At 62.6% G+C, this 15121-nt stretch carries 20 protein-coding genes; 19 read left to right on the forward strand and 1 reads right to left on the reverse strand.

Annotated features, from left to right (window positions below):
- Window position 1: 1 nt before the first annotated feature.
- From AC0T4W_RS20525 to AC0T4W_RS20600, 16 genes are all read left to right on the forward strand, one after another.
- Window positions 2–514, forward strand: a complete 513-nt coding sequence (locus AC0T4W_RS20525) for a DUF3486 family protein (protein WP_476315961.1) — start codon at window positions 2–4, stop codon at window positions 512–514.
- The gene (locus tag AC0T4W_RS20530; protein WP_476315959.1) at window positions 511–2052 is read left to right on the forward strand and encodes a hypothetical protein; all 1542 of its coding nucleotides are present in this window, start codon (window positions 511–513) and stop codon (window positions 2050–2052) included. Before AC0T4W_RS20525 ends, AC0T4W_RS20530 begins: the two co-directional genes overlap by 4 nt.
- A complete protein-coding gene (locus AC0T4W_RS20535) occupies window positions 2052–3428 on the forward strand; it encodes a DUF935 domain-containing protein (protein WP_476322165.1) in 1377 nt (458 codons plus the stop codon). Before AC0T4W_RS20530 ends, AC0T4W_RS20535 begins: the two co-directional genes overlap by 1 nt.
- A complete protein-coding gene (locus AC0T4W_RS20540) occupies window positions 3415–3630 on the forward strand; it encodes a hypothetical protein (protein WP_476315953.1) in 216 nt (71 codons plus the stop codon). Before AC0T4W_RS20535 ends, AC0T4W_RS20540 begins: the two co-directional genes overlap by 14 nt.
- On the forward strand, window positions 3627–4415 hold the full coding sequence (locus tag AC0T4W_RS20545) for a phage head morphogenesis protein (protein WP_476315951.1): 789 nt from the start codon (window positions 3627–3629) through the stop codon (window positions 4413–4415). Before AC0T4W_RS20540 ends, AC0T4W_RS20545 begins: the two co-directional genes overlap by 4 nt.
- Window positions 4416–4802: 387 nt before the next feature.
- Window positions 4803–5006, forward strand: coding sequence for a Com family DNA-binding transcriptional regulator (locus tag AC0T4W_RS20550; RefSeq protein ID WP_476315947.1), 204 nt, complete (start codon window positions 4803–4805; stop codon window positions 5004–5006).
- Window positions 4966–5763 (forward strand): Mom family adenine methylcarbamoylation protein, encoded by a 798-nt coding sequence (locus AC0T4W_RS20555; protein ID WP_476315944.1) that lies wholly within the window; start codon window positions 4966–4968, stop codon window positions 5761–5763. Before AC0T4W_RS20550 ends, AC0T4W_RS20555 begins: the two co-directional genes overlap by 41 nt.
- 33 nt (window positions 5764–5796) lie before the next feature.
- Entirely contained in the window at window positions 5797–6792 is a 996-nt protein-coding gene (locus AC0T4W_RS20560; RefSeq protein ID WP_476315941.1) for a phage protease, read from the forward strand.
- Window positions 6792–7700 (forward strand): Mu-like prophage major head subunit gpT family protein, encoded by a 909-nt coding sequence (locus AC0T4W_RS20565; protein WP_476315938.1) that lies wholly within the window; start codon window positions 6792–6794, stop codon window positions 7698–7700. The genes AC0T4W_RS20560 and AC0T4W_RS20565 overlap by 1 nt, the downstream gene beginning before the upstream one ends.
- 12 nt (window positions 7701–7712) lie before the next feature.
- Complete coding sequence (locus tag AC0T4W_RS20570) at window positions 7713–8138, forward strand: HI1506-related protein (protein ID WP_476315935.1); 426 nt, start codon at window positions 7713–7715, stop codon at window positions 8136–8138.
- 3 nt (window positions 8139–8141) lie between these two features.
- On the forward strand, window positions 8142–8552 hold the full coding sequence (locus tag AC0T4W_RS20575) for a gp436 family protein (RefSeq protein WP_476315932.1): 411 nt from the start codon (window positions 8142–8144) through the stop codon (window positions 8550–8552).
- Window positions 8549–8992: a phage virion morphogenesis protein gene (locus tag AC0T4W_RS20580; RefSeq protein WP_476315929.1), complete on the forward strand. Its 444-nt coding sequence runs from the start codon at window positions 8549–8551 to the stop codon at window positions 8990–8992. The genes AC0T4W_RS20575 and AC0T4W_RS20580 overlap by 4 nt, the downstream gene beginning before the upstream one ends.
- The gene (locus tag AC0T4W_RS20585) at window positions 8985–9449 is read left to right on the forward strand and encodes a hypothetical protein (protein WP_476319117.1); all 465 of its coding nucleotides are present in this window, start codon (window positions 8985–8987) and stop codon (window positions 9447–9449) included. The genes AC0T4W_RS20580 and AC0T4W_RS20585 overlap by 8 nt, the downstream gene beginning before the upstream one ends.
- Window positions 9450–9458: 9 nt before the next feature.
- Window positions 9459–9656: a DUF7210 family protein gene (locus AC0T4W_RS20590; protein ID WP_476315923.1), complete on the forward strand. Its 198-nt coding sequence runs from the start codon at window positions 9459–9461 to the stop codon at window positions 9654–9656.
- A 2-nt stretch (window positions 9657–9658) separates the two neighbouring features.
- Window positions 9659–10396 (forward strand): phage tail tube protein, encoded by a 738-nt coding sequence (locus tag AC0T4W_RS20595; protein ID WP_476315920.1) that lies wholly within the window; start codon window positions 9659–9661, stop codon window positions 10394–10396.
- 50 nt (window positions 10397–10446) lie between these two features.
- Window positions 10447–10797 carry a hypothetical protein gene (locus AC0T4W_RS20600; RefSeq protein ID WP_476318884.1) on the forward strand — a complete coding sequence of 117 codons (351 nt, stop codon included), beginning with the start codon at window positions 10447–10449 and terminating at the stop codon, window positions 10795–10797.
- A 100-nt stretch (window positions 10798–10897) separates the two neighbouring features.
- Here AC0T4W_RS20600 and AC0T4W_RS20605 read toward each other — a convergent pair whose 3' ends face one another.
- The gene (locus AC0T4W_RS20605; RefSeq protein ID WP_476315914.1) at window positions 10898–11038 is read right to left on the reverse strand and encodes a hypothetical protein; all 141 of its coding nucleotides are present in this window, start codon (window positions 11036–11038) and stop codon (window positions 10898–10900) included.
- On the opposite strand from AC0T4W_RS20605, the gene AC0T4W_RS20610 reads away from it, so the two are divergent.
- From AC0T4W_RS20610 to AC0T4W_RS20620, 3 genes are all read left to right on the forward strand, one after another.
- Window positions 11037–14159, forward strand: coding sequence for a tape measure protein (locus tag AC0T4W_RS20610; RefSeq protein ID WP_476322168.1), 3123 nt, complete (start codon window positions 11037–11039; stop codon window positions 14157–14159). The genes AC0T4W_RS20605 and AC0T4W_RS20610 overlap by 2 nt on opposite strands.
- A gap of 226 nt (window positions 14160–14385) precedes the next feature.
- Window positions 14386–14676, forward strand: a complete 291-nt coding sequence (locus AC0T4W_RS20615) for a hypothetical protein (RefSeq protein WP_476315908.1) — start codon at window positions 14386–14388, stop codon at window positions 14674–14676.
- A gap of 65 nt (window positions 14677–14741) precedes the next feature.
- Complete coding sequence (locus AC0T4W_RS20620; protein WP_476315906.1) at window positions 14742–15119, forward strand: hypothetical protein; 378 nt, start codon at window positions 14742–14744, stop codon at window positions 15117–15119.
- Window positions 15120–15121: the final 2 nt, after the last annotated feature.

A 15121-nucleotide genomic window follows, 5' to 3' on the forward strand; every position in this document is an offset into this window, starting at 1 on the left:
TATGCCACCTAGAAGCAAGGTGCTGGCGCTCCCGCCCGAGGTAAAGGCGTGGCTTGACCAGGCGTTGATCGAGAACAATTTCAGCCAATACGAGCTGCTGTCCTCTGCCTTGGCTGAGCGCGGCCACAGCATCGGCAAATCAGCGCTGCACGAATATGGCCAGAACTTCGAAGGCCGCCTGGCCGCGTTGAGGACAGCCAGCGAGCAGGCAAAAGCCATGGTAGCGGCCGCCCCTGATGATGAGGGTGCAGTCAACGAAGCGTTGATGCGCCTGGTGCAGGAACAGATTTTCAACAGCCTTATGGCTCAGGACGGCAAGGTCGATCTGGCGAAGATGGCCAAGGCCGTGGCCGAGCTGGGCCGCGCATCCGTTGTGCAGAAAAAATGGCAAGCCGAGGTGCGTGAGCGTGCCGAAGTCGCCGCTAATGCCGTGGAGAAGATCGCCAAAAAAGGAGGCCTCACCGCCGATACCGTGGCCGAGATGCGCCGTGAGATCCTTGGGGTGGCCAAGTGAACCTTGCCGAGCAAATCCCCAATACCGCCGACCTGGATGTGCCGGCCGTCCTGCTGCCGTACCAGCAGGAGTGGCTCGCCGAGCAAGGCCCGCTGGTGGTCATCGAGAAAAGCCGGCGCACCGGCCTCACCTGGGCCGAAGCGGCAGACGATGTGCTGCTGTCCGCCTCGGCCAAGGACGCGGGCGGGATGAATACCTACTACATCGCCTACAACCAGGACATGACCATTGAGTACATCCAGGCCTGTGCAATGTGGGCGCGGATGTTCAACCACGCCGCCAGCGAAATTGAGGAAGGCATCTGGGAGGATGGCGACAAGCACATCAAAACGTTCGGCATTGCCTTCCCAGGCAGCGGCCACCGTATCGTGGCGCTGACCAGCCGGCCGTCCAACCTGCGCGGTCGACAAGGTCGGGTGGTGCTCGATGAGGCGGCATTCCACGAACAGCTTGATGAAGTGCTAAAAGCCGCCCTGGCGCTGCTGATCTGGGGCGGCCAGCTGCGCGTTATCTCGACCCATAACGGGGTGAAGAACGCCTTTAACACCCTGATTCAGGACATCCGCGCGGGTAAGCGCAAGGGCGTGGTGCAGCGCATTACCTTTCGCGATGCGGTGGCCCATGGGCTGTACCGGCGCGTGTGCATGCGCCTGGGTAAAGAGTGGACGCAGGCCGCCGAGGACGCCTGGGTCGCTGATGTGTATGCGTTCTATGGCGACGGTGCGGCCGAGGAGCTGGATTGCATCCCGGCCGAGTCGGCAGGCGCTGCACTGTCGCGCGCCCTGGTCGAGTCGCGCATGGTCGAAGCGCCAGTGGTGCGCCTGAAAATGCCGGATGAGTTCACCCACTGGGATGAGCGCCTGCGTGAGGCCGAGATTCGTGACTGGTGCGAGCGCGAGCTGCTGCCCCTGCTCAAGCTACTCGATCCGCAGCAGCTGCATGCCTTTGGTGAAGACTTCGGCCGTACCGGCGACCTGACTGTGATCGCGCCCTATGCGGTCGGCCTCGATCTGCGTTGCCGTGTGCCGTTCCTGGTCGAGCTGCGCAATATGCCGTATCGCCAACAGGAACAGGTGCTGTTCTACATCGTCGACCGCTTACCACGCCTGATGGGTGGGGCCATGGATGCCACCGGCAACGGCGGGTATCTGGCCGAAGCCGCTGGCCACCGTTATGGCGGCTGCATCCAGCAAGTGAAGCTCTCCGACCGCTGGTATATGGACAACATGCCAGCGTTTAAGGCGGCTTTTGAGGACGCCTTGCTGGAGATACCGCGCGATGCCCTGGTGCTCGATGACTTGCGAGCGCTGCAGATGATCGACGGCATCCTCAAGCTCGGTAAGAGCCGCACCCAGGGCGAAGGTGGCCAGCGCCACGGCGACGCCGCGATTGCTTTGGCACTGGGTTATGCCGCCACACGTCTTGAAGTTGAAAGCTATGGCTATGAACCCGTGCGCCCTGACCGCAACAACAAACCCGGATTCGATGATGACAACGCCGACCCGGTGAATACCTGGGCGGCTGGAGGTGTTCTGTAATGGATGAGTCGCCAATCCTGGACGCGAGCGGTAAGCCGTTCCCGAAAAAGTCCATGCTGCAAGAGGTGATCCAGGCCACTACAACCGGCGTTCACCAGGCCTGGGGCGTTGATTCGGTATCGTCGTCGCTCGACCCGGCGCGCCTGCGCACCATCCTGCAGAACGCTGCTACCGGCGACATCCTGGAGTACCTGGTACTCGCCGAAGAGATGGAAGAGAAAGACCTGCACTATGCCTCGGTGTTGGGCACCCGTAAGCGGGCTGTAGCGGGCGTGCCGGTCAGTGTTGAGGCCGGTGGCGAGGATGCCCGGTCAGAGGAAATCGCCGACGCTGTGCGCAAGCTGGTAGATGCCCCGGAGTTTTCCGACCTGGTGAGCGATCTGCTCGATGGTTTGGGTAAAGGCTTCTCGGCTGTAGAGCCCGGCTGGGAGCTGAAAGGCGAGCAGCTGTGGCCGGTGAAATACGATCACCGTGACCCGCGCTGGTTCCAGTTCGACAAACTGACCGGCCGTAAGCTGCTGATCCGTGAGGAAGCCGGCGAAGGTCGCGAGATTCCGCCCGGCCGGATGATTATCCATATCCCCAAGTTAAAGTCGGGCCTGCCGATCCGTGGCGGGTTGGCGCGCCTGGTGGCCGTGTCGTATATGTGCAAGGCATTCAGCCTCAAGGACTGGATGCGCTACACCGAGCTGTTTGGCATGCCGCTGCGCATTGGCCGCTATGGCCCAGGTGCTAAGCCGGACGATATTGCCGTGCTACGTCGCGCAGTGGCCCAGCTCGCCGCCGACGCGGCGGCCGTGCTGCCGAAAGAAATGCTCATCGAGTTTCAGGAGATCGCCAACTCAACAGGCGGTGCCGAACTGTTCGCGCGCCTGGCCGAGTGGCTGGACAGGCAAGTCAGTAAGGCCGTACTCGGCCAGACCATGACCACCGATGATGGGTCGAGCCAGAGCCAGGCCACCGTGCACAACGATGTGCGCCTCGACATTCTCAAGGCCGACGCCAAGCAACTGGCCGCAACGATCAACCGCGATCTGGTGCGCGTGTTTGTCGATCACAACTTCGGCCCTCAGGAAAACTACCCGAGCGTCGCATTCCAGGTCACAGAGCCAGAGGACTTGAAGGCCCTGGCCGATGCCCTGACGCCGTTTATTGATCGCGGTCTGCAAGTCGAGCAGTCGGCGATTCTGGGGCGGTTCGGCCTATCCGCCCCGGCTGATGGCGCGCAGCTGCTCAAGCCTACGGGCCAGCAGCCAGTTGCAGCACCTGCCCTCAATACCGAACAGCGCTGCAGCTGCCCAGCGATGCGGTGGCCACCGCCAGGCGCTCAACCAGGAACAGAAGCCCCGCGACAGCCTGGACATGCTTGTAGATGAGGCGGCCGCCGACTGGGTGCCTGTGATGCGGCCGGTGCTTGATCCGGTGTTGCAGTTGGCCAAGGACTCTGACGACTTCGATGCCTTCCGCGCTGGCCTGGCCGGCTTGCTTGAGCAGATGGACGATAGCGTCTTGATCGAGCAGCTCGCCCGCGCGGCCTTTAAGGCGCGCGGCCAAGGCGATGCAGGCGACGCACTGTGAGTGGCCCAACCAAGGAGCATGTGCCCGTACCAGTGCCAAAGGATGCGCTGGAGTACTTCCGCGCCAAGGGTATCAAGGTCGGCTTTGATCACCGCGACGTATGGGCCGAGGAACACGCCACGTCCTGGACGGTGGCCAAGGCCATGCGCCTGGACATCCTGGAAGCGATCCGCTCGCACGTCGATGAAATGATCGAGTCAGGTCAGGCCTTTGCCCAGTTCAAGCGTGAGTTGCAGCCGCTGCTGGAGAAGCTGGGTTGGTGGGGCCGTGGTGAGCTTCTCGATCCGCTGAGTGGCGAAACCCGCGAGGTGCAACTGGGCAGCCCGCGCCGCCTGCGCACCATCTATGACGTAAACCTGCGCCAGGCTCATGCGGCCGGCCAGTGGCAGCGCATCGAGCGCACCACGGCAACGCAGCCTTATTTGCTGTACCAGTTGGGGCCAAGCCGCGAGCACCGGCCAGAGCATGTGGGCTGGGCCGGGATCATCCTGCCAGCTGACCACCCGTGGTGGCAGTCGCACTTTCCACCCAACGGCTGGGGCTGCAAGTGCTGGGTGCGCCAGATCAGCAAGCGCGAGGCCGAGCGCCTTATTGGCACTGGCAAGTACATGACCGAAGCGCCCGACCTGGGCATGCAGGAGTACATAAACCAACGCACCGGCCAGGTAGTCAGCGTGCCCAAAGGCATCGAGCCAGGCTGGGACTACAACCCCGGAGCCGTGTCCAGGAAGGCCAGAGCACAGCAGCTCCTGGAAGAAAAACAGCCGGAAACTAACACCGCCTAAAACGCCGTCTAAGCGCTGTTTGGCGGCGAGGGAGCCACCAAGGTGTGGGGTTGGTGGCGTTTTGCGTTTCTAACGGGGGTCTAACGCCCCTTGTGATCGTTCAGGCGAGAGACGCTGGTATGCAATATCGAAGGAACACGCCTCGCACTTGCTGGGCGAACTAAAGGAGAACGCAGTATCGGGGGACGCCTTGAGTGGCGTGAAGAACAACTAGAAAGGCTGGCCGCCCTTAGCGGCCATAAGAAAGGGCCGACCGGCCGAGGTGTTCCACCACCTTGGCCGGCCGCCGAACCGCAGAACCAGCCTGCAAGCCCAGCTAAGGCCCCCGCCTCGTCGACGAAGCGCGGGCAAATTAACACTGTTTAGACATACAGTTAAAGGCTTGCCGTGATTGATATTCGCTGCGGTGGCTGTGGCCGTTTACTGGCCAAAGCCGCTGGCTTCACTTTGTTGCAAATCAAGTGCCCGCGTTGCCGGGTCATCAATAGTCAGACAGCCGTGAGCTGCCCGAATCCAGAGCGCCTTAGAGCGCCTCGATCCGAGGTAGCTCATGGCGACAAAGAAAGACCATCACCCAGCCCAGCCGGGTGAGTACACACCGCCGACCACTGACCAGGTCGGCTATTTCAATGGCCAGTTGGCGCTTGCAGGCTTTGGATGCAGCGCCTTCTATATCGCGTTGATCCCGCGCGCCGAGGCAAACCGCATCATCATTGCCAATCACTATTCAGGCCGCATCGTTATGAACTCCTATATCCACTTAGGGGTATGGGTCGAGGGCGTGATGCGCGGCGTGTTGCAGTTTGGCTATGCGCTAAACCCGGTGGCCGGTGCGCAGAAGATCGTGGCAGGCACCCAGGTTGATCAGTACCTGGAGCTAAACCGTATGTGGCTGGATGACATAGCACCGCGCAACAGCGAAAGCCGCGCCCTGAGCTATGCGTTCAAGTTCATCAAGCGGGCCTGCCCAAAGGTGGCCTGGGTGCAATCGTTTGCTGATGAGCGCTGTGGTGGCTGGGGCGTGGTGTACCAGGCGGCCAATTTCCTGTACCTGGGCCACCACCGCACCAGCTTCTATGAGCTGGACGGTGAGGCCTATCACCCAATGCTGCTCACTGCGCACAAGAAGGCTGGCCAGCGTGGGGAGTACTTGCGGGGCAATTTGCACCGTGCTGTGCGCCGGAACTTGTTGCAGTTCCGTTATATCTATCTGATCAAGCCAGGCTGGCGAGCCAGGTTCAAGAAAACCCCGCTGCCATACCCGAAGCCTGGGCAGCCCTTGCCGGATCGCAGACGGCGTAACGCCCCGCTTACCAGCCCTAGCCAGTTACTGAACCCCTTCCTCTAATCCCGCCCCCGTCATGCCGCCGAAACTAGCGGCATGAACACACAAAACGCCCCCCACAATCGCGCCACCTCCACAGCCCTCTGTTTTGAGCTGAGCGCTGATGTGCCTGAATGGGTCGAGGTGCTGCCGCCTGGCCCGTCCGTAGTTGGCCGCGACAGCCGCACCTGGACGTATGACCCGGCCGAAGTAATGGCCAACACCCTGGCGCATAGCAAGGGAGCTGACCTGCCGTTTGACTACCTGCACGCCACCGAGCTGAAAGCCCCCCAGGGCGATGATGCCCCGGCATCCGGCTGGGCGCGGGAGTACCGGGTAAATGAGCGCGGCGCGCTTGAAGCCCGCGTGGACTGGACGGCCAAAGCCCGCAACGCCATCAGCGAACGCGAATACCGCTACCTGTCGCCCGTCTTCACCTATGACGACACCGGGCGCATTCACCGCTTCTCCAGTTTCGGCCTAACCAACAAGCCGAATCTGTTGATCAAGGCGCTTAACGCCGAACAAGTCCCATCAATGGAGAAACCCCCGATGCTCACAGAAGCCATCCGGGCAGCCCTCGGCTTGCCTGAAAACGCCACGGAGGAACAAGCCGTGGCGGCAATTCAAGCGCTTAAAGATGCCAAAGAAACGGCGTTGAACAGCGAGAAATCCCCGTCCCTGCAACTGTTTGTGCCGCGTGGCGATTACAACGCCCTGGAGCAACGCGCCAAAAACGCCGAGCAGGCCCTGACCCAGCGCGACGAAAAAGAGCTGGAAACCGCCATCAATAGCGAGATCACCGCCGCGCTCAAGGCCGGCAAGATCACCCCTGCCACCAAGGATTACCACGTCAAAGCGTGTAACCAAGAAGGCGGTCTGGAGCGCTTCCGCGAGTTCGTAAAAGCCGCGCCATCCGTCACCGAGCAGGTGCTCAGTGATGAGCTGCCAAAAACCACCACTGCTCTCAACTCCGAGCAAAAGGATGCCGCGCGCCTGCTCGGTATGTCCGAGGCGGAATACCTCAGCTTGATCAACCCGGAGGCTAAATAATGGCCGTTGTAACCCCCGCACTGCTGCAAGCATTGTTTGTCGGCTACCGCGCTGACTACCAACGCGGCTTGGCGTCTGCGCCAGGTCTGTTCAAAGAAATTGCCACGGTGGTGCCCAGTACCACTGCGAGCAACACTTACGGCTGGCTAGGCCAGTTCCCGAAACTGCGTGAATGGATTGGCGCGCGTGTTCTCAAGGACATGGCCGCCCACGGCTACTCCATCACCAACAAGAAATTTGAAGGCACCGTGGCCGTTCCACGCACCGCCATTGAAGACGACGCCGCAGGCATTTACCGCCCGATGTTCGAGGAAATGGGCCGCGCTGCTGCTAGCCACCCGGACGAACTGATGTTTGCCCTGTTGGCCGCGGGCTTTAGCACGCTGTGCTTTGACGGCCAGAATTTCTTCGACACCGACCACCCGGTATTCCCGGAAGTTGACGGCACAGGCTCGGCCGAGTCGGTCAGCAACGTCGATATTCCCGGCGCTAGCCCTGGCCCTGCGTGGTTCCTGCTGGATACCACCCGCGCCATCAAGCCGCTGATCTACCAGGAGCGCATCAAGCCTGAGCTTGAGAGCAAAACCGACCCGACCAAGAGCGATCACGTCTTTGACCATGACGAATACGTGCATGGCGTGCGTGCCCGTAACAACGGCGGCTTTGGTTTCTGGCAGATGGCCTACGCCTCGCGTCAGCCTCTTACCGGTGAGTTTTATGGCAGCGCCCGCGCCGCTATGGGTGAGTTCAAGGCAGACGGTGGCCGCCCGCTAGGCATTACGCCAAACCTGCTGGTGGTTCCGCCGCGCCTGGAAGGTGCCGCGCGCAAGCTCCTGGAGAAGGATACCGACGACGGCAACGAGTGGTATCACACCGCCAAGGTGCTCGTTTGCCCGTGGCTCGCATAAGGGGTCGCCGCCATGATCATTCGTATCACCTCGAAACTGGACGGCTTCCGCCGCTGTGGCATCGCCCACAGCAAAGTCGCCACCGATCACCCGGCCGACCGCTTTACCGAGGCCGAGCTGGAGCGTTTGCAGGCCGACCCGGTGCTTACCGTTGAGCTGCTCGATGGTGAGCTGGCCGAGCCGGACGCTGTTGGTGGCTCTACCTCGGCTGACCCTGGCAAGGATGCCAAACCAGCGGCAGCGGCCAAGCCCGCGAAGGCCCCAGCCGCGAAAGCGGCCAAGGCTGGAGGCAGTGCCAAAGCAGCCGCGAAAAAGCCGGCCGCCAAGGCAGCGGCTAAACCCGCAGCGGCCCCCGCTACTGAGCCTCCACCTGCCTCCAAGGACGGCGAGCAGAAAGACGACACGCCGCCAGCTGACCCTCAGGGCGGCGAGGCTTAACCCATGGCCTACGCAACCCTGGCGGGCTTTATCAAGCAGTACGGCGAAAACGCCGTGCTGCTGGTGGCCGACCGTGATGATGACGGGGTGATTGATGCTCTGGTGGTTGAGGACGCACTGGCCCGCGCCAGTGCCGAAATCGACAGCTACGTCAGCGCCAAGCATCGCTTGCCGTTGCCGGTGGTGCCTGAGCGCTTCCCCGGCCTGGTCGGCGATATCGCCCTGTACCTGCTTTCGAGCGAGGGCGGTGCGCTGACCGAGGACAAGCGCAAGCGCTATGAGGACGCCATCAGCTACCTGCGTCGGGTGGCATCGGGTGACGCAGGCCTTGGCCTGCCAACCCCGCCCGAGCAGGCAAGCAGCGGCGAGGCCTGGTTTGAAAGCCAGCCCAAGCGCTTTGGTGACCTGCTGTGACTGGGGCCGCCATCAGCACCAACCTAGCGTTTGAACCACGCCTGGCTGGCCGGCTGGAGCGCTTGGCACAACTGGACACCGCGCCGCTCCTGGAAGGGATCGGCGCAGAGGTCGAGAGCCAGACGCGGCGGCGCATTGCGGTTGATAAAGCCAGCCCAGGCGGCCAGGGATGGCCGGACTGGTCGCCCGAGTACGCCGAAACCCGGCACAGCGGCCAGAGCCTGTTGCAAGGCAATGGCCACCTGCTGGACAGCATCACGTACGAGGTGCAGGGCGACAGCGTGTTGGTGGGTAGCCCGCTGATTTATGCGGCCACACACCAGTACGGCGACCCAGACCGAGGGATCGAGCAGCGCGAGTTCCTGGGCCTGGAAGGCCAGGATCGCGATGACGTTGTGGGTTTGATTGATGACTACCTAGAGAGCCTGGCCAATGACTGAGTTAACCGCTGACCAGGTGCTGCAAGGCATCGAAGCCTGGACCGCTGAGTTGTACCAGGGCGTTACGCCCAAGGTTGAGGTCGCGCTGCATGGCGGGCGGTTCAGCCCGGCCGACCTGGAGCGCTACGCAACCAAAGCCCGCGCCTGCCGCATTGCCCTGGAAGGGCTCAAGTTTGAACTGAATGGCCGTGGTCAGTTGATCGCCTACGGGCACGCCGTTGCGGTGGTGCTGGCCGGTGATGCCAAGGGCCTACCCCGTGCCCTGAATGTGCTGCAGGTGGCCAGCACCCTACAGGCAGCGTTGCCGGGCAGCCGATGCGGCCTGGCGCTTGAGGACAGCATCAACGCCAAGGATGTGCGCGCCGCCAACCTTTACCACGCCGGGCTGGATAAAGCCGGCACCGCCGCCTGGGTGCTGACCTGGCCGGTGAAATTTGAACACCCACGCACCCGCTAGGAGGGGCACATGGCAACTGAAGCAAAAGCCGCAGACAAGGCGAAACCAGCCGAGCCAGCCAAGGTGAAGGTCAAGATCACCAGCGATAACGGCCACCGCCATGCCGGCGAGAAACACCCCAAGGGCGCGGTTATTCCCGTGTCCGAGGCGGACGCAAAACTTATCGTCGAAACCTTCAAGGTCGGCGAACACGTAGAGGGTAAGTGACCATGGCACAGCCACGAGTATTTAAGGGCGTTGGCGTTGTTCACGCCCAGCGCCTGGGCGTTGTGGACGCACCGCTGCGCGACCTGGGCGACGTTGAAACGCTCAAGTTCGCCAACCGTTCCAACCAGATGGCCTGGAAGCAACACCGCAAACCGGGTGGCGGCAACCTCGCCACCCTGGACACCCTGGATGGCATCACGCTCGACGTGCAGATGCAGGAATGGCCCGAGGAAAACCTCGCCATGGTGCTGCAGGGCAAGATTATTGACCTGCCGCCCGAAACGGTGACCGCCGAACCCATCGTGCTGCAGCCGGGTGGTCTGAGCATGACCGAGTTTCCAGGCCCTAAGTCGATCACCCTGACCAAAACCAGCGACAGCACCCCGATTGCACTGTCGGCGGTGAATGTTTCGGCGGCCGGCCTGAGCGTACCGAAGGACAGCGCGGTCATCACCGCGCCGACCCCGGCCACCATCGCCTACACCAGCACCCAGGCCACGCGCATTGAACCGCTGGTAGAAGCCGGTGCCGAGTACCGTCTGGTATTCGACGGCCTTAACGAAGCCGAAAGCGGCCGCCCGGTAGTTGTCGAGATTCACCGCTGGAAGGCACCGCCCGCCGAGGAACTGGCGCTGATCGATGGCGAGAACCCCGGCAAGTTGCTGAGCAAGGGTGAGGTGCTGGCCGACCCGACGCGCCCGGCTGGTGAGTCGCCTTTCTGGCGCGCCACCTTCCTTTAAACCCACCCGCAACGCCGGGCCGCACAGGCCCGGCATTGGAGCCTTTGGTTATGAGCATGACCCTGACAAAGACCCTTGCCCTCGGCGCGTTGAGCGTGACCGTGCGCGAGCTGACCGTGGGTGAGATTCGCGCCTGGTTGAAGCGCACCGCCGATGGCGCGGGTGACGACCTGGTGGGCGACACCCTGATTGCCGAAATCAGCCTGGCCGACCTGATGGCCATGACGGATGTGAAGCAAAACGACCTGGACAGCCTGACACCCAACCAGGTGCGCGAGCTGTTTGATGCTTGCCGGGAGGTAAACAAGGATTTTTTCGGCCTAAGGGAGCGAATCACAGAGACCGGAAAACGGCTCCTGGAACGGCTCTCAAACGACTTGAACGAAACGCCAGCGCCCTGATCCGGCACGGCCACACCCAGTTATGGAGTTACCCCTGGGGCACCTGGCTAGCGGCGTTGGATGAAGCGACTAGCGCGGCCGAGGCGGCGCAAAAAGGACGTTAATGAAGTTTGGGCAGAGAAAACCCGACCAGCGCAACCAACAGGCCGATAGCAGCGATCAGCAGCGCCGCGCCGATGAATGCAGCCGGCCAGTAAAACAGCAGCAGTGCCAACACCAGCATAATCAGGGTTGTTTCCATGAGTGATGTACGCCTCTCCATTTCAGTCGATGCCCGCGATGGTCGCCGTCAGTTGCAGGACTTTCGTGCCGGCTATCAAGAGTTGGTGGAACGCCTCAAGCAGCCGCTAGGGCAGATCAATGCCTTTCGGGATATGCAATCCAGCCTAGCTGAGAACCAGGCCCAACTCAACGCAACCCGCGCACGCATCCGCGAGCTTGCCGATGAACTGGTCCGCGCCGAGAAGCCCACCAGGGCGCAGCAGCAAGCCTACCGCGCAATGACGGGCGAAGCGCGGGCAATGGAGCAGGCCATTGCCGGGCAAAAAGGCCAGCTCGCCCAGTTGTCCGGCGCGCTGAAAAGCGCGGGGGTGGATACCAGCCGCCTGAGTAGTGAGCAGAAGCGTTTAGCGGCTGATTTGGCACAAGCGAGCCAGGCCGCTGACCAGCAAGCGCGCATTGCCGGTGCGCGCCAGGCGCTGAACGTGCGACCACACCGCGAGATCCGCAACGAGGTCGTGGCGCTACAACAGCAGTACCGCGTGTTAGCCACCCAAGGCGGGCTGAGCCTGGCCGAATTGGCGCAGGCCAAGGTGCGGCTACGCCAGCGTACCGCCGAACTGGTATTTCAAACCAATGGTTGGACAGCTGCCCTAGGGCAAGCCCGCATGGCGGGGGCTGTGGCCTTTGTCGGGGTCTATGCCGGCATGGCGGCGGCGCTGCGGGGTATCGAGGGGCTGACCACTACCGTGGATGCGTACCAGTCCATGCTTGGACGCTTGCGCCTGGCCACCAGCTCACAAGAAGAGTTCAACAGCACCTTGGCCAACCTGGAGGGCATCGCACAGCGCAGTGCTGCGCCGGTTGACTCTCTGGTGACCCTTTACGGCCGTATCAGCCGGCCACTGAAAGAGGCGGGGCGTAGTCAGGACGACATTCTCAAGCTGACGGAAACCGTGGCGCTGTCGTTTCGCGTGTCCGGTGCGACGGCCGCCGAGGCACAAAATGGCGTAATTCAGTTTGCCCAGGCACTGGGAGCCGGGGCGTTGCGCGGTGACGAATTCAACAGTGTGGCCGAGCAGGCACCACGCCTTATGCAAGCGCTGGCTGCGGGCTTGGGCGTGCCTATCGGTGCGCTTCGCAAGATGGCAGCCGAGGGCGAGCTAACTGCAGCAATGGTAACCGACGCGCTGGTTAGCCAGTTCGATGTGATTCGCGCCGAGTCTCAGGGGCTGCCAGACACCGTGGGCGCAGCCATGACCCGGCTGCGCGATGCAGTAAGCAAGGCGCTTTCCGGTGCTGATACCAGTGGGTTGATTCAGGCGATCAATGATCTGGCTGCCACTATCAGCGATCCGCAAGTCTCCCAAGGGCTGGTTGACCTTGCGCAGCAGTTGTTACGCCTGGGACAAAGTGCGGTAGAAGTTGCCGCATTTTTCGCCCAGCTAGATCCCGCCGTCCGGAATACCACGCTGGCAGTGGGTGCTATGGCCACCGTAGTAGTGCCGCTCGGGTTAGCGGTACGCGGGTTGATAAACCCGTTGCTGCTGCTAGGCGGGCACTTGGGCAAGCTGCCCGCCGTGAGCGGCGCAGGCCGTGCCGCGCTGGGGGCGATGGGCATTGAGGCAACTGGCCTGATCCCCAAACTAAAGAACCTGGCGGACGTGGCCAAGCTGGCCAAGGGCGCACTGGCCCTGGGCGTGGTCGCCTGGACGGGCGGCAAGCTGGTCGAGCTGTACGACACCATTGATGGCATCCGCGAGCTGCAAAAAAGCCAGGCCGATTACCAGGCTAGCTTGCAGGCCACAGTGACGAAAACCACCGAGTATGCCGATGCGGTGATTCTGCCGGCCGAGTCGCTGGCCCGCATGACCGATGCCGAGCGCAAAGCGTATGCCGAGCGCCTGCGCCTGGCCGAGGAACACTACCGCGCCCAGGGCGAGTTGATCAGCCGGCAGGACACCTCCGACGAAATCAACCAGGACGCGCTGGCGTCACAGCGCAGGGCCAGTGATTACCGCAAGGCGTTGGGCGCAATCAAAGATGAGCACGCCGAGCGCGAGGCCGCCGAGGGTCGCCATTCGGCAGCTGTAGCCAAGATCAAGGCCGACAACCTCAAAAACATCCAGGACGCGCTGGGCAAAGAAATCCTGGCTTACGAAGCGGCCAACAAACAGTTAGAAGCGGCCAACCAGAAAACCCAGGCCGCGATGAAGTCTCGCGCGGACTTGGCAAAAGAGTTCGAGCAGCTCGTCAAGGATATGCGCGCCCCGGCTGCTGATGACGGTCCGGCCGAGTTCGGCGACGTAACAGCACTGAAGGCAGGCGCGCGCCAGTCGCTGGTGGCGGGCGACACTGAGGAGGCTATTCGCCAGGCTCGCGAGGCAGGCGAGATCCTGCGCGAGCTGAAAGAAGCAGGGGCCAATAGCTATGGCTTTGCAGGCATTGCCGCCGAGTTGGCCAAGATCGGTGACGAGGCCAAGGCCCTGGAGGGCATGCAAGCCGACGTCGAGCGCATCGATGCTCAGGCGAGGGTGGACGAAATCAAGGCAGGCATGGATGAGCTGCTGGCCCAGGCCGAGGCATTCAAGCGAATCAATATCGAGTTTACGGGTTTCGAGCAGTCCGCCGAGTACCTGGAACAACAGGCCAAAGAGCTGGCCGAGCGCCTGAAAAAGTACATGGTGATCCCGGTCAACTACATCGGCGCGGGAGCAGATGCCGCGAAAGCATCCGGCGCAGCTAATGACCAGGCTGCAGAAATCATCACCGGCAAACCGATCAAACGCGCCACGGGTGGCTGGATCGACGGCCCCGGTAGCACGGTGAGTGACAGCGTCCTGGTCGCCGCATCGCGTAAAGAATTCATGCTCAACGCCCGCTCGGCCCAGCGCCTGGGCGCGGCAAACCTCGACTACATGAACCGCACAGGCGAGCTGCCGGGCCGCGAGCCATTCGTGCCCGACTTCCCCGCATTGCCGCAGGGTCTGGAGCGCATGGGCGAACGCCAGCCGCTCAATTTGGCCATGCCATGGGGCGGTTCCTATGCCCTGGAAGGTACACCGAACGAAGTGCAGCGCTTCCAAGACGATCTGGAACGCGCACGCCTGATGCACGGCACGGTAGGAATGCGTCGGAAATGACTGAGCACATTGTCCCGCTCGTCCTCGGTGGCATCGAGATACTGCCGCACTCCGGACCGATCCGGCAGCGCTACGAATCCTTTGGCGGCAGCCGCGAGCTGCGTATGGCCAGCGGCCGAGGCGTCAAACAAACCCACTGGCGCAAGACGGCTACTTCGATCAGCGCCACCGGCCATCTCGACCCAGCCCTTGAGTCGCTCGACTACAGCCGCCCACTGGAGCTGCTGTGCGTTGCCCCCAAGTGGGTGGGGGGACGGGACTGGTTTACGAATTGCCGTCTGCGCAGCACCGCCGCCCGGACGAACAGCCCTGGGCAATCGCCGCCGTGGGCAGCGGCTGGGTCGATACCAGCCTGGTGCTGGACGGCAACCTGGCCAACGTAGCGCCGATCCCCGGTGCCCGCGCGTACCGGGTTGGCTGGCTGCCTCGACTGATGGTGCTCACCGATGGGCCGGTTACCGAAACAGACGACAGTCGCGAGCTGGTCGATTGGTCTTTTGACGCGCGGGAGGCGTGATGCAGCGATTTATCAACCATTGGCAAACAGGGCTGAGCGCAACGCTCCCGGCCGGTGCCGAGCAGATGACAGTACCTGTCTCAGCGGCCGGTCTACTGAGCTTCGGTAATGGCACCTGGTACAAGGTGACGCTGACCAATGCGGCACGTAGCGCCTGGGAAATCGTCACGGTGACGGCCCAGGCGGGAGGCGTGCTGACAATCGACCGCGCCCAGGAGGGGACGGCCGCCGCTGAGTGGCCGGCCGGTAGTGCGGTATTCATCGAACTGACCGCAGGTGCCTTGCACGACCTGGTCAGCCAGCTTGCGGCGCTGACGGCCAGAGTCGAAGCCTTGGAGCAAGACGGTGGCACCGATCCCGAGCCGGGGCCGGATGGCGCATTGACGGACGCGGCCGGCAATCTCCTTGTCGATCAGGCCAGCAATGTGTTGGTGGGGGGCTAAGC

Source organism: Pseudomonas sp. C7.1, from assembly GCF_056312395.1.

What these genes read in the sequence shown, in the direction of transcription:
- AC0T4W_RS20525 (WP_476315961.1), top strand. Translation starts at nt 2, where the DNA reads ATGCCACCTAGAAGCAAGGTGCTGGCGCTCCCGCCCGAGGTAAAGGCG.
- AC0T4W_RS20535 (WP_476322165.1), top strand. Translation starts at nt 2,052, where the DNA reads ATGGATGAGTCGCCAATCCTGGACGCGAGCGGTAAGCCGTTCCCGAAA.
- AC0T4W_RS20540 (WP_476315953.1), top strand. Translation starts at nt 3,415, where the DNA reads ATGCTTGTAGATGAGGCGGCCGCCGACTGGGTGCCTGTGATGCGGCCG.
- AC0T4W_RS20555 (WP_476315944.1), top strand. Translation starts at nt 4,966, where the DNA reads ATGGCGACAAAGAAAGACCATCACCCAGCCCAGCCGGGTGAGTACACA.
- AC0T4W_RS20560 (WP_476315941.1), top strand. Translation starts at nt 5,797, where the DNA reads ATGAACACACAAAACGCCCCCCACAATCGCGCCACCTCCACAGCCCTC.
- AC0T4W_RS20565 (WP_476315938.1), top strand. Translation starts at nt 6,792, where the DNA reads ATGGCCGTTGTAACCCCCGCACTGCTGCAAGCATTGTTTGTCGGCTAC.
- AC0T4W_RS20570 (WP_476315935.1), top strand. Translation starts at nt 7,713, where the DNA reads ATGATCATTCGTATCACCTCGAAACTGGACGGCTTCCGCCGCTGTGGC.
- AC0T4W_RS20575 (WP_476315932.1), top strand. Translation starts at nt 8,142, where the DNA reads ATGGCCTACGCAACCCTGGCGGGCTTTATCAAGCAGTACGGCGAAAAC.
- AC0T4W_RS20585 (WP_476319117.1), top strand. Translation starts at nt 8,985, where the DNA reads ATGACTGAGTTAACCGCTGACCAGGTGCTGCAAGGCATCGAAGCCTGG.
- AC0T4W_RS20590 (WP_476315923.1), top strand. Translation starts at nt 9,459, where the DNA reads ATGGCAACTGAAGCAAAAGCCGCAGACAAGGCGAAACCAGCCGAGCCA.
- AC0T4W_RS20595 (WP_476315920.1), top strand. Translation starts at nt 9,659, where the DNA reads ATGGCACAGCCACGAGTATTTAAGGGCGTTGGCGTTGTTCACGCCCAG.
- AC0T4W_RS20600 (WP_476318884.1), top strand. Translation starts at nt 10,447, where the DNA reads ATGAGCATGACCCTGACAAAGACCCTTGCCCTCGGCGCGTTGAGCGTG.
- AC0T4W_RS20610 (WP_476322168.1), top strand. Translation starts at nt 11,037, where the DNA reads ATGAGTGATGTACGCCTCTCCATTTCAGTCGATGCCCGCGATGGTCGC.
- AC0T4W_RS20605 (WP_476315914.1), bottom strand. Translation starts at nt 11,038, where the DNA reads ATGGAAACAACCCTGATTATGCTGGTGTTGGCACTGCTGCTGTTTTAC.
- AC0T4W_RS20620 (WP_476315906.1), top strand. Translation starts at nt 14,742, where the DNA reads ATGACAGTACCTGTCTCAGCGGCCGGTCTACTGAGCTTCGGTAATGGC.